Below are 12,176 nucleotides of genomic sequence, written 5' to 3' on the forward strand. Positions count from 1 at the left end.
CCTTACTCAGGCACGTTTTCGCCCGGCCGGGCGCGGTCGACGGCTAGGACAGCACGTCGCGGGGCCCGGCCACGGCGGCAGGCGTATGGGAATTGACCGGCTGGGCGAGGGGGTCCCCGCCGGCACAGGGCGACAGACTACCCGGCTTTCCCGAACGGTCACGCTCGGCAGTCGCGTTGGGCTGCGCACCGGCGGCGGGCGGGGCGGCCGGCCGCGCCGCCGACCGGTCGCCGGGGCCCGGGCGGACCCGCCAGCAGTCGCCGCCGGCCGACCTGGCCTCGGCGAGCGCGCGGTCGGCGGCGCGCAGCAGCACGGCGGCGTGGGTGCCGTCCTCGGGCAGCACGGCGACGCCGACGGCGGCGGTGAGGCCGTTGCCGTGGGCCGGGCGGGACTCGCGCGGGCCGGAGGACCAGTCGAGCAGCAGGTGCCGGCGGACCGACCAGACCAGGCGCTCGGCGACCTGCGCGGCGCCCTCGGCGCCGGTGTCCGGCAGCACCACCAGGAACTCCTCTCCGCTGTAGCGGCCGAGGGTGTCGGAACGGCGGATCTCCATCGCCAGCCGCTGGGCGAGGTCGCGCAGCACCGCGCCGGCGCGGCCGCGGCCGTGCTCGGCGACGACCGCGTCGAAGCCGGTGATCTCCAGCAGCAGCACGGCCAGCGGGCGCGGCCCTTCGGGCTGGTCGGTCCGCTCGGCGCGGCGGGCGCGCTCGATCTCGCGGTCCAGGGTGAGCTGCAGGTGGCGGTAGTTCCACACGCCGGTGAGCGGGTCGCAGGAGGCGGTGCGCTCCAGGTCGGCGCAGCGGGTCTCCAGTTCGGCGATCCGCTCGCGCAGCCGTTCCTGCCGGGCGGCGGCTTCGGCGCCGCCCCGGCGCAGCCGAAGCCCGAGCACGGTGGCGCCGGCCAGCGCGGGGGCGCTGAGCACGGCCAGGGCCTGGACCAGCAGCGGGGTGGACAATCGCGGCGCCCTTTCGCGTGTCAGGCTCTGCGCGTCGATGGCGCCGGCCGGCGGGACCGGTCGGCGGCACGGCTCGACGGCACAGAGTTGCGGAGGATCCGATGCACAACGAGAAGAGCGATCTGAGGACACGGCTGTTGACCCGGCGCCGCGCGCTCTCCGCCGAGGGGCGCGCGGAGGCCGCGCTCGCGCTGGCCGGGCACGCCGGGGAGCTGGCGGCGCCGGGTGCCACCGTGGCCGCGTACGTGTCGGTGGGCGCCGAGCCCGGGACCAGGCCGTTGCTGGACGCGCTGCGGGCGCGCGGGGTACGGGTGCTGCTGCCGGTACTGCTGCCCGACAACGACCTGGACTGGGCCGCCTACCGGGGCCCGCAGGAGCTGGCCCCGGCCGGACGCGGGCTGCTGGAGCCGGTCGGCCCTCGGCTCGGCCCGGAGGCGGTCACGGAGGCCTCCGTGGTGCTGCTGCCGGGCCTGGCGGTGGACCGGCGGGGGCTGCGGCTGGGCCGCGGCGGCGGCAGCTACGACCGGGTGCTGGCCCGGCTGGGGCGGGCGGGCGCGCGGCCGGTGCTGGCGGTTCTGCTCTACGAGCACGAGCTGCTGGACGAGGTGCCGGCCGAACCGCACGACCGCCCGGTGGACCTGGCGGTCACGCCCGCCGGGCTGCGGAGGCTGGGGTGAGACGGCGGCGGCCCCGCTCCGGGGAGGGAGCGGGGCCGCCGGGGTCGTGCGGGGTCAGCCGTTGGTGAGCACCAGCTTGTGCTTGGTGGCCTTCTCGACCGCGTCCGGCGTGTAGGCCCAGGTCAGCAGCTTGCCCTTGAGCCAGAGGTCGGTCTGGTCGTTGTAGTTGTCGTGGAAGGCGTGGCCGGAGGCGCCGCCGACGTTGATCCACCGCGAGGAGTCGAGGTCACTCAGGTCGATCACCATCCGCATCGACGGGATCCAGTCCACCTGGTAGCCGGCCGCCGCGTTCCAGCCGGCCGCGTCGACGGCCGCCGAGCCGCCGGAGAGCCGGTACGGGCCGCGGTTGAGCAGCCGGTGGACCGCGCCGGAGGCGATCGAGGAGTCGTCGGTGCCGAGGGTCTGCTCGCGCAGGGTCAGCTTGTGCAGGCGGCCCCAGCTCCAGGTGGAGATGTCCTTGCTGAGCAGCGAGGTGAGGTCCTGCCGGGCGTCCTTCATCGCCTCCTTGAGCAGGTTGTCCAGGCCCTTCTGCTCCTTGTGCTGGGAGTCGATGTACGTCCACCAGGAGCTGTCCGGCTTGTCCAGCTGCTGCCGGACCACCTCGGTCCAGCGGTCGCCGCCGTCCGGCTGGGCCTTGCCCGGGTCGCGGGTGCCGCACTCGGTGACGATCTTGCTGGAGCTGTCCGGCCTGGTCGGGTCGTCCTGCTGGCGGACCAGCAGGCAGTTGCCCTTGGCCCGCAGGTCGGCCGGGAACTTCTGGCCGAAGGCGAGGCTGAGCAGCTGGCGCCAGACGCCGTTGTAGTAGGCGGCGGCGGCCGAGTCGGCGTCCTGGTGGTAGTTCCAGTCCTTCAGCAGGTCCTGCGCCTCACGCACGTACGGGTCGTCGATCTGCTGCTTGAGCAGCAGCGGGACGAGCGTCTTGGCCATGATGCTGGTGTTGTCCAGCTGCATGGTCTGCATGTCGTCCGGCGAGATCTTGCCGTTGTTCTTGAGCAGGCCCTCGATCTGGTCGGTGATCTCCTTGGCCCGGGTGCCGTACTCCCAGTCCTTGGTGAGCGAGTACTTGTAGCTCGGGTCCACCACGGCCTGGTTCGCGGTGACGATGTAGCCCGCGGACGGGTCCAGGCTGTACGGCAGGGCGGTGAAGGGGATCGAGCCCTTCCACTGGTACGTGGAGTCCCAACCCGGGGCCGGGTAGGTGCCGTCGCCCTTGCCGCGGACCGGGATGTCGCCGGGGGCCTGGTAGCCGATGTGCTTGGCGTCGGCGTAGACCAGGTTCTGCGCGGGGACGGCGAAGTCCTTGGCGGCGGCCCGGAACTCGTCCCAGTTGCGGGCCCGGTCCAGCTCGAACACCGCGTCCATGGTCTTGCCGGGGTTCAGCGCCGTCCACTGCAGGGCGACGCCGTAGCCGCCGGTGCCGCGGTCGGGGGCGGCGCTGCCGTTGGGGGCGTACTTGCCGACGTTCTGCTGCTCGGTGCTCTGGTCGGAGATGAGCGGGGCGCCGGTCTGGGTGGTGCGGACGGTGATCGTGCGGTCGTCGCCGCCGGCGACCTTGATGGTCTCCTTGCGGAGGTCGAACTTCACGTCCTTGCCGTCGACCTGGTAGGTGTCCGGGCCGGTGACCTTCTCCAGGTAGAGGTCGGTCACGTCGGCGCCGAGGTTGGTGAAGCCCCAGGCGACGTCCTTGTTGTGGCCGATTATCACGCCGGGCATGCCGGCGAAGCTGAAGCCGGAGACGTCGTACTGGCAGGCCGGCGAGCTAGTGCGGCAGTGCAGGCCCATCTGGTACCAGACGGAGGGCAGGCCGGGGCCGAGGTGCGGGTCGTTGGCCAGCAGCGGCTTGCCGGTGGTGGTGTGGGTGCCGGCGACGACCCAGGAGTTGGAGCCGATGCCCTGGCCGGGGCGGCCGAGCAGCTGCGGCATGCCGTCGATCCGGTCGGTGAGGCCCTGGAGCAGCGCCTTGGTGGTGGCCGCGCCCTGGGTGGTGGCGGTGCCGCCGCCGGACGGGGGCGAGCCGTCGGCGGGGCGGTAGTTGTCGCCGGCCACCGTGCCGGTCTTCACGATCGTGCCGTTGCGGGTGTACGGGTAGTCGGGGTACAGCTCGGCGATCTTGTCCGGACCGAAGTCCTGGGCCAGCAGCGAGCGGTCGATCTCCTCCTGGAGGTTCCCGGAGAGGTTCCAGGCCATCGCCTTGAGCCAGGCCACCGAGTCGACCGGGCTCCACTGCTCGGGCTGGTAGTCGCCGTTGACGGCGCCGAGCAGGGCGTACTCCAGAGAGGCCTTCTCGCCGCCGGGGTGCTCGGCGAGCCAGGCGTTCACGCCGTCCGCGTAGGCCTGGAGGTTCTTCTTGGTGTCGGCCGACAGCTTGGTGTCGAACTCCTTCTGCGCCACCTGCCGCCAGCCCATGGTCCGGATGAAGGCGTCGGTGTCGACCTGGCCGTCGCCGAACATCTCGGACAGCCGGCCGGCGGTGATGTGCCGCCGGACGTCCATCTCCCAGAAGCGGTCCTGCGCCTGGACGTAGCCCTGGGCGCGGAAGAGGTCCTCGTTGGTGTCGGCGTAGAGCTGCGGGATGCCGTTGGCGTCCCGCTTGACGTCGACCGGCGCGCTCATGCCCGCCACCTTGACGGTGCCGTCGACCTCCGGGAAGGACGCGCGGACCGCGGTGACCCCGCGGTAGCCGCCGTAGCCGACGCCGGCCACCAGCAGCACGACCAGCACGATCACGATCAGACGGGCGCGCCGGAACTTCTTCGAGCGGGGCATCTGGGTCCTTGCGGTCCTGACTTCGGGGCGGGCGGGCGTGTCCAGGGCCGGGGGCCGTGACAGGGCACCACATTAGGCCGAGTCGGCCGAGCGGCGTGCACGGGGGACGCTCACCGTGGGATCGGAGGAGGTCAACGAGGAGGCCCGGAAGCGGCGGTTGGGGGCCCGAGGAGGAAAAGAAACTAAAGATATGGCAAAATGTTAGACTGAGTAACGATCCGCAACAGGAGCATTGACGCCTTCTTAACGGGTCGCGCCCTCCAGCACCACCAGACACCCCGCCCGCCCCTGCCTGCACGAGGTGCCACTGCGTGAACATCGACCACCTGAACCAGCTCCTCCTCGAGTTCTCCGTGATCCTGCTGGTCGCGGTGGTCGCCGTGCGGATATCCACCCGCTCAGGGCTACCGAGCCTGCTGATCTACCTCGGGATCGGCGTCGCCCTGGGCCAGAACGGCATCGGCGTCTCCTTCAACAACGCCGAGCTGACCCAGGTGCTCGGCTACGCGGCGCTCGTGGTGATCCTCGCCGAGGGCGGCCTCAAGACCAGCTGGCGCGAGGTCAGACCCGTGATGCCGGCCGCCACCGTGCTCGCCACCGTCGGCGTCGGGGTCAGCGTGTTCGTCACCGCGGCCGGCGCGCACTGGCTGGTCGGCCTGGACTGGCGGACCTCGATGCTGCTCGGCGCGATCGTCTCCTCCACCGACGCCGCCGCCGTCTTCTCCGTCCTGCGCATGGTCCCGCTGCCGCACCGGCTCACCGGCCTGCTGGAGGCCGAGTCCGGCTTCAACGACGCGCCCGTGGTCATCCTGGTCGTCGCCTTCGCCACCACCGGCGAGCTGGACTCCTGGTACGTCCTGGTCGGCACGATCATCGCCGAGCTGGCGATCGGCGCGGCGGTCGGCTTCGCGGTCGGCAAGCTCGGCGCGTACGGGATCAAGCACGTCGCGCTGCCCTCCTCCGGCCTGTACCCGATCGCGGTGATGGCGCTGACCGTGCTCGCCTACGCGGGCGGCGCGCTGCTGCACGGCTCCGGCTTCCTCGCCGTCTACATCTGCGCGGTGATCCTCGGCAACGCCAAGCTGCCGCACGGCCCGGCCGTCCGGGGCTTCGCCGACGGCCTGGCCTGGATCGGGCAGATCGGCATGTTCGTGCTGCTCGGCCTGCTCTGCACGCCCGAGACCATGGGCTCCGCGGTGGTCCCCGCGCTGGTGATCGGCGGCGTGCTGGTCTTCCTGGCCCGGCCGCTGTCCGTGGTGCTGACGCTGACACCGTTCAAGGTTCCGGGCCGGGAGCAGGCGCTGCTCAGCTGGGCCGGGCTGCGCGGGGCGGTGCCCATCGTGCTGGCGACCATCCCGCTGGTGTCGGGCGCGCCGAAGGCCCAGGACGTCTTCAACATCGTCTTCATCCTGGTCGTCGTCTTCACCCTGCTCCAGGGCCCGACCCTGCCCTGGGTGGCCAAGCAGCTGCGGATCGGCGAGGGCTCGATGGGCCAGGACCTGGACATCGAGTCCGCCCCGCTGGAGAAGCTGCACGGGCACCTGCTGTCGGTCGCGCTCTCCCCCGGCTCCCGGATGTCCGGCGTGGAGGTCAGCGAGCTGCGGCTGCCCAAGGGGGCCGCCGTCACCCTGGTGGTGCGGGAGGGCAGCTCCTTCGTGCCGGACAAGGCGACGGTGCTGCGCGGCGGGGACGAGCTGCTGGTGGTCACCACCGACGAGGTCGGCGAGGCGGCCGAACGGCGGCTGCGGGCCGTGGACAAGGGCGGCAAGCTCGCGGGGTGGCTGAACGGGCGGTGAGACCCGCCGTCGGGCGGTGGGACCCGCCGTCGGGCGCTGAGCCGGGCAAGTGGGCGGCGGGTGGCGACCGCAAGGCCGGAAGACCGGAAGGCCTCACCAGCTGTTCACCTTCGATGGGCAGGACAATTTTGGACGGGCCTTGTAGTCTGGGGATTCGCGCGACATCTACGCGCGTATATGTATGATGGTCAGATCACACCCAGCATCTGCCTGAAGCAGAGTTGGCGCGACCGTTCGGCGGCCGCGGTCCGGACCTCGGCCACCACGCCGGGCCGGCCCGGTATCTACCCCGGTCGACGCGCGAGAGGACGACTCTCGGCGCCGTCGGGGCCACCCCATGCCCTGCCGCGCTACCAGGCAGCAGGAAGGACCGACCGTGACGGCCCGCCGAACGGTCGACGACCCCGCGGACACCGCGACCCCGCGTGACACCGCCAACGCCACCCCTGCCGACGGCACCGCCGATGCCGCCGGCGCCCCCGCCCCCGTGCGGGTCGGGTACGGCGCGCTGCTGCGCACGCCCGGCGCCTGGACGTTCCTGGCACCGGCGTTCCTCGCGCGGCTGCCGTACGCGATGCTCAGCATGGGCATCCTGCTGCTCGTCAAGGACACCCACGGCTCGTACGGCACCGCGAGCACCGTCGCGGCCGTCGCCGCCGTCGCCCAGGCCCTGATCGGCCCGCAGACCGGCCGGCTCGCCGACCGGTACGGCCAGACCGCCGTCCTCGTCCCGACCGTCGTGGTGCACGCGGCCTCGGTCGGCGCGCTGATCGCGCTGGCGCTCGGCCACGCACCGGCCTGGAGCCTGTTCCTGGCCGCCGTCCCGGCCGGCGCGAGCGTTCCGCAGATCGGCGCCATGGTCCGGTCCCGCTGGATCGCCGAGTTCACCGCGGACGGCGCGTCCGCCTCGTCCGCGGCCAAGGTGGGCACCGCGTTCGCCTTCGAGTCCGTGACGGACGAGTTCACCTTCGTGATCGGCCCGATCCTGGCCACCGCCGTCGCCACCACGGTCAGCCCCTCGGCCGGGCTGATCGCCGAGGCCACGCTGACCCTCGTCGGCGGCCTGGCCTTCGCCGCCCAGCGGCGCACCGCGCCCGCCCGGGCGGTGCCCCAGCCCGGCGTGCAGCGCGCCTCCGCACTCGCCTCCCCCGGCGTCCGGCTGCTGGCCGGGGCCTTCCTCGGGGTGGGCGCCGTGTTCGGCGGCATGCAGGTCTCGGTGAACGCCTTCGCCGACTCGGTCGGGCAGCACGCCGCCGCCGGCACCGTGTACGGGATCTTCGCCGGCGGCTCGATGGTGGCCGGCGTGCTGTACGGCGTGATCGCCTGGCGGCGGGCCGTGCAGCAGCGGATGATCATGAGCTACGCCCTGCTCGTGCTGGGCTGCTCGACGCTGTGGGCGATGCCCAACCTGATCGCGCTCGCCGTCGCCGGACTGGTCTGCGGCCTGGCCATCGCGCCGACCCTGATCAGCGGCTACACCCTGGTCGAGACGCTCGTCGCGGACGGCGCCAAGACCGAGGCGTTCACCTGGCTGACCGGCGCCATCGGCCTCGGCCTGGCGGTCGGCCAGATGATCGCCGGGCAGCTGATCGACGGCCACGGGCCGTCCAGCGGGTTCCTGGTGCCGGTGGCCGGCGCCGGCCTGGGCCTGATCGCGCTGGTGTCGCTGCGGCACCTGCTGACCGCGCCGGGCCAGGTGGTCGCGGCCGCACCGGAGCGCGGCGCCGCGCCGCAGTTGGTGGGCGCGGCCAAGGGCTGAGCGGGCACGCGGTGGCGCACCGCGCGAAGCCGTGGGCGGCGCGCGGTGGGGGCGGCGCGGAGCCGCGGTGGAAGAGCGTGCGCGGCTCGGCCACGGCTCATCTCACATCGGAGTCGCTGGACTGATCCAGCGGAATGCCGCATCATTGACCATCGTTAGCACTCATCAGGCGAGAGTGCCAGGAGGAAGACAAGTGCCCACGTACCAGTACCAGTGCACCGAGTGCGGCAACGGCCTGGAGGCGGTGCAGAAGTTCACCGACGAGGCGCTGACCACGTGCCCCGACTGCCAGGGACGGCTCCGCAAGGTCTTCTCGGCCGTGGGCGTCGTGTTCAAGGGCTCGGGCTTCTACCGCACCGACAGCCGTTCGTCCTCCAGCAGCACGGTGGGCGCAGGCTCCTCCGGTAGCTCCTCGGCGTCGTCGTCCGGCTCGACCCCGGCGTCGTCCTCGACGTCATCGACGTCCTCGTCCTCCGGTTCTTCGAGCTCTTCCAGCTCCTCCAGCCCGGCTCCGGCCGCGAGCTGACCTCGGCGCCGGACGCCCAGCGCATCGACAAGGCCCGCCACCCCGCGTTCTTCGCGGGGCGGCGGGCCTTCGTCGTCCCGGTTCGCCGTCACCACTCGTCGCCCCGGTTCGTCATCCCGGGCGGGCCGGATGCACTCGTGCGGGTGTACGAATTCGTCCACAGGGCCCGAGTTGTCCACAGGCTGCGGAGAAGGGCTTTCCGGGGCGGCGCGCGGCGCACATCGTAGGGGTCGCCGGAGAACGACCGGCCCGCACAGGAGCGGCCCCCACGATCTCGGTGGTGACCATGACGACCATGAGCCTCTCCGTACCGCTGCCCGCACCCGCCGTACCGCCCCGGCGGGAGGTACCGCGCTTCCCGCCGATCCGGCGCGGGGCCGGCGGGTGGCACCGCTGGCGGCACGCCGTACGGCACCGGGCCGGGGTGCCCGCGCTGGTGCTGCTCGCGGTGGCCGCGGCGCTCGCGGTCGGGCCCGCGCGGGCCGGGCTGCCGGCGCCGCCGGGCGGCCCGGTGGGCCGGACGGGTTGTCAATCCGGCCCAACGGAAGATCACCCGTAACCGGGCAACGACTTCGTCGTTCACGGCGGCATGAAAGGCTTCAAGCAATTCCTGCTGCGTGGAAACGTCGTCGAATTCGCCGTCGCCGTCGTCATCGGCGCGGCCTTCACCAACATCGTCAACGCCTTCGTCAAGGGCGTCATCAATCCGATCGTCGGCGTCTTCGGAACGAAGGACCTGGCGTCCTACAGTTCCTGCCTCAAGGGCCCCTGCGAGCTGAACGCCACCGGCGAGGTCACGTCCGGGATCCTCATCCTGTGGGGATCGGTGCTCAGCGCCCTGCTGCAGTTCCTGATCACGGCGGCCGTCGTCTACTTCGTCCTGATCGTGCCCATGAACAGGCTGGCCGCCAGGCGGAAGAGCACCGCCGAGACGGCGGCGGAGGCCGAGGCCAAGGAGGTCCAACTGCTCACCGAGATCCGCGACGCGCTGATCGCCCCGCAGCGCTGAGCACCGCTCCTCAGTCCCCGTGGTGCGGCGGGCGCTGGCTCAGGTACCAGTCCAGCCCCCGCCCACCGCTCTCCCCCGCCCCGGGGCGCTCACCCCAGCCGGTGTCGGTGTCGTCCCGGGACTGCTGGTCCAGCGGGTCCCGGAAGACCAGCCGGGCCTTCGGCGCCGCCGGCCGCTCCTCCCGCCCCTGCTGCTCACCCTGTCCCTGCCCCTGCCCCTGCCCCTGCCCCTGCTCCGGCTCCCGCGCCTGCCCCTGCTCGCTCACCCTGCTCACTTCCGCTTCCCGTCGACTGCCGTCCGGATCGTCCCGTCCCTCCAGCCTAAGAGCCCCGCGACACACCCCGGGCCCTGGTGCGGAGCGCTCCGCACCAGGGCCCGGGGCGGGATGGAGCCGCAGGCAGTTGGCTCGGGTTCTCAGGCGGCCTCGAAGCCCGCGTGGTCGGCGATCTTCTTCAGCTCGGCCAGCGCGTGCTTCTCGATCTGGCGGATCCGCTCGCGGGTGAGGCCGTGCTGCTTGCCCACCTCGGTGAGGGTGCGCTCGCGGCCGTCCTCCATCCCGTAGCGGGAGCGGATGATCGAGGCCGTGCGGTCGTCCAGCCGCCCGATCAGGCCGTCCAGCTCCTCGCGGCGGAGCATCACCATCACGGCGTCCTCGGGGGACGTCGCCCCGGTGTCCTCGACCAGGTCGCCGAACTGGGTCTCGCCCTCGTCGTCGACCGCCATGTTGAGGCTGACCGGGTCGCGGGCCCAGTCCAGCACGTCCTTGATCCGGGCCTCGGTGGTGTCCAGCTCGGCCGCGATCTCGGCCGGCTCGGCCTCGCGGCCCAGCTCCTTCGACTTCTCCCGCTGCACCCGCCGGATCCGCCCCAGCTCCTCGACCAGGTGCACGGGCAGCCGGATGGTGCGGGACTGGTCGGCGATCGACCGGGTGATCGCCTGCCGGATCCACCAGGTGGCGTAGGTGGAGAACTTGAAGCCCTTGGCGTAGTCGAACTTCTCGACGGCGCGCACCAGGCCGGCGTTGCCCTCCTGGATGAGGTCCAGCAGCGGAAGGCCACTGCGCGGGTACCGGCGGGCGACCGCCACCACGAGCCGGAGGTTGGAGCGGATGAAGACGTCCTTGGCGCGCTCGGCGTCCTCGGCTATCGCCTCCAGTTCCTCGCGCTTCACGCCCTCGGGGAACACGCCCTCCTCCAGCAGGTGCTGGGCGTACACGCCGGCCTCGATCCGCAGTGAGAGCTCGACCTCCTCGGCGGCATCGAGCAGGGGTGTCCTGGCGATCTCGTCGAGGTACATACCGACCAGGTCGCGGTCGGCCTCAAGGTTGGTCGGGCGGGCCGCGCGAGTCCGGTCGGCCCTGTCGCGAACGACGGCACGGGTGGCCATGCTTGCTCCCTTTGCTGGAATTGCCGAGGTCTGCCTGCCTGCCCCCCGAGAGGGCAAGAAGTGCGGGCCCCGCCGGGGCTCACACGTAACGATCCAACGAACAGAATCCGGACAACATTCCCAAGTCACTCAGATTCTTCCCCGCGATGCAGTACCCTGCTGGTTTTCACCCCGGCCATGGACACCGGGTGACCGGACGAACACCTACGGTGTCGTTTCCACTACCGCTTCCGAACGCTTCCGTCACGCCCCGCACACGCGCCCGCCGCCCCACCGGCCGCCATACAGGGTGAAACCCCCGAACGGGCACGCGCGTTCCCGCGCGCCCCCGCCTTCCGCCGGCGCCCGCTCCCCGGCGCACGCAGGTTCTCCCCACAAACGATGCCGAATCGCTATCACCCGTGGTCCTGATCGCCCCGGGACACTGGGAAGGTGTCAGCCATGCACCTGACCAACAGCTCGACCGCCGTCACTGCGCGTCACCGCCGCCTCTTGCGGGATTCGGCGCTCGCGGTGGTCTGTGCCGCGCTGTTCGGCCTCCTGGCCGCCCTGGTGACCCGACACTGGCATCCGCTGGAACAGCTCGACCAGAGCTGGATCGGCGAACTGCACACCTTCGCCCGGCGGCACCGGATCTGGACCGCCTCGGTGCAGACGCTCTCCGACATCGGCGGCACGGTCACGATGCGCACCCTGCTCGGCATCGCGGCCGTCTGGCTGTGGCTGATCGGCGCCCGGGTCCTGGCCGGCTGGGTGGCCGCCCAGACCCTGGTCGGCTGGGGCGGCCAGTGGGCGCTGAAGCTGGCCGTCGACCGCCAACGGCCCTCCTTCGCCGACCCGGTCTCGCACGCCGGCGGCCCGGCCTTCCCCTCCGGGCACGCCATGGCCTCGGCGATCACCTGCGCGGTGCTGGTCGGCCTGGTCTGGTACCGGGTCCGTCGACGCGGGCGGATCGCCGCCTGCGCGGTGGCGGCGGCGACGGTGCTGACCATCGGCTGGACCAGGATCGCCCTCGGGGTCCACTGGCCGAGCGACGTGGTCGCCGGCTGGCTGGCCGCCGGATTCGTGCTGGGCGCCGTGACGGCCGTCGTCGAACTCTGGCGACCGGGCGCGCTCGCCCGCGACGTACGGCGGGTCAACTGGCGTACCCGGCCGAGGGTCCAGCGGATCACCGTGCCGTCGGTCCGGTCGCCGCGCGGCACCGACCCGCTGGGCGACGCCGCCACCGACCACCCGGACGGGGCCGTCCACTGAGGCCGTCGGCATCCACGCGCGGCCGTCCGAAGCCGTCCGGGGCTGCCC

Annotated in this window: 11 protein-coding genes; 7 read left to right on the forward strand and 4 right to left on the reverse strand. The window is 72.4% G+C overall.

Going from position 1 to position 12,176, the window contains the following annotated elements:
* Window positions 1-43: 43 nt before the first annotated feature.
* Window positions 44-955 (reverse strand): GGDEF domain-containing protein, encoded by a 912-nt coding sequence (locus tag AB0O82_RS20200; RefSeq protein WP_363585355.1) that lies wholly within the window; start codon window positions 953-955, stop codon window positions 44-46.
* Between the two features lie 101 nt (window positions 956-1,056).
* On the opposite strand from AB0O82_RS20200, the gene AB0O82_RS20205 reads away from it, so the two are divergent.
* The gene (locus AB0O82_RS20205; RefSeq protein ID WP_363585356.1) at window positions 1,057-1,632 is read left to right on the forward strand and encodes a 5-formyltetrahydrofolate cyclo-ligase; all 576 of its coding nucleotides are present in this window, start codon (window positions 1,057-1,059) and stop codon (window positions 1,630-1,632) included.
* 54 nt (window positions 1,633-1,686) lie between these two features.
* Here AB0O82_RS20205 and AB0O82_RS20210 read toward each other — a convergent pair whose 3' ends face one another.
* Entirely contained in the window at window positions 1,687-4,398 is a 2,712-nt protein-coding gene (locus tag AB0O82_RS20210; RefSeq protein ID WP_363585357.1) for a penicillin acylase family protein, read from the reverse strand.
* A 311-nt stretch (window positions 4,399-4,709) separates the two neighbouring features.
* On the opposite strand from AB0O82_RS20210, the gene AB0O82_RS20215 reads away from it, so the two are divergent.
* The 5 genes from AB0O82_RS20215 to mscL all read left to right on the forward strand — a co-directional run bounded on the left by AB0O82_RS20215 (window position 4,710) and on the right by mscL (window position 9,488).
* The gene (locus AB0O82_RS20215) at window positions 4,710-6,194 is read left to right on the forward strand and encodes a potassium/proton antiporter (protein ID WP_363585358.1); all 1,485 of its coding nucleotides are present in this window, start codon (window positions 4,710-4,712) and stop codon (window positions 6,192-6,194) included.
* A gap of 487 nt (window positions 6,195-6,681) precedes the next feature.
* Entirely contained in the window at window positions 6,682-7,953 is a 1,272-nt protein-coding gene (locus AB0O82_RS20220) for an MFS transporter (RefSeq protein WP_363585408.1), read from the forward strand.
* Window positions 7,954-8,146: 193 nt separating this feature from the next.
* The gene (locus AB0O82_RS20225; protein WP_350877692.1) at window positions 8,147-8,479 is read left to right on the forward strand and encodes an FmdB family zinc ribbon protein; all 333 of its coding nucleotides are present in this window, start codon (window positions 8,147-8,149) and stop codon (window positions 8,477-8,479) included.
* Window positions 8,480-8,765: 286 nt separating this feature from the next.
* Window positions 8,766-9,038 carry a hypothetical protein gene (locus AB0O82_RS20230; protein ID WP_363585359.1) on the forward strand — a complete coding sequence of 91 codons (273 nt, stop codon included), beginning with the start codon at window positions 8,766-8,768 and terminating at the stop codon, window positions 9,036-9,038.
* 30 nt (window positions 9,039-9,068) lie between these two features.
* Window positions 9,069-9,488 (forward strand): large conductance mechanosensitive channel protein MscL, encoded by a 420-nt coding sequence (gene mscL, locus AB0O82_RS20235; RefSeq protein ID WP_363585360.1) that lies wholly within the window; start codon window positions 9,069-9,071, stop codon window positions 9,486-9,488.
* Window positions 9,489-9,498: 10 nt separating this feature from the next.
* Here the strand turns inward: mscL and AB0O82_RS20240 are convergent, their stop codons facing one another.
* Window positions 9,499-9,762, reverse strand: a complete 264-nt coding sequence (locus AB0O82_RS20240) for a hypothetical protein (RefSeq protein WP_363585361.1) — start codon at window positions 9,760-9,762, stop codon at window positions 9,499-9,501.
* A gap of 140 nt (window positions 9,763-9,902) precedes the next feature.
* Window positions 9,903-10,874, reverse strand: coding sequence for a sigma-70 family RNA polymerase sigma factor (locus AB0O82_RS20245; RefSeq protein ID WP_363585362.1), 972 nt, complete (start codon window positions 10,872-10,874; stop codon window positions 9,903-9,905).
* 441 nt (window positions 10,875-11,315) lie between these two features.
* Here AB0O82_RS20245 and AB0O82_RS20250 point away from each other — a divergent pair, with 441 nt between their 5' ends.
* Window positions 11,316-12,128: a phosphatase PAP2 family protein gene (locus AB0O82_RS20250; RefSeq protein WP_363585363.1), complete on the forward strand. Its 813-nt coding sequence runs from the start codon at window positions 11,316-11,318 to the stop codon at window positions 12,126-12,128.
* The last annotated feature ends 48 nt before the right edge of the window (window positions 12,129-12,176 follow it).

The organism is Kitasatospora sp. NPDC088264, from assembly GCF_040685715.1.
GTDB lineage: Bacteria > Actinomycetota > Actinomycetes > Streptomycetales > Streptomycetaceae > Kitasatospora.

Excerpts from the sequence above, each read along its gene's own strand:
- AB0O82_RS20205 (WP_363585356.1), top strand. The coding sequence starts at position 1,057 with ATGCACAACGAGAAGAGCGATCTGAGGACACGGCTGTTGACCCGGCGC.
- AB0O82_RS20210 (WP_363585357.1), bottom strand. The coding sequence starts at position 4,398 with ATGCCCCGCTCGAAGAAGTTCCGGCGCGCCCGTCTGATCGTGATCGTG.
- AB0O82_RS20230 (WP_363585359.1), top strand. The coding sequence starts at position 8,766 with ATGACGACCATGAGCCTCTCCGTACCGCTGCCCGCACCCGCCGTACCG.
- mscL (WP_363585360.1), top strand. The coding sequence starts at position 9,069 with ATGAAAGGCTTCAAGCAATTCCTGCTGCGTGGAAACGTCGTCGAATTC.
- AB0O82_RS20245 (WP_363585362.1), bottom strand. The coding sequence starts at position 10,874 with ATGGCCACCCGTGCCGTCGTTCGCGACAGGGCCGACCGGACTCGCGCG.
- AB0O82_RS20250 (WP_363585363.1), top strand. The coding sequence starts at position 11,316 with ATGCACCTGACCAACAGCTCGACCGCCGTCACTGCGCGTCACCGCCGC.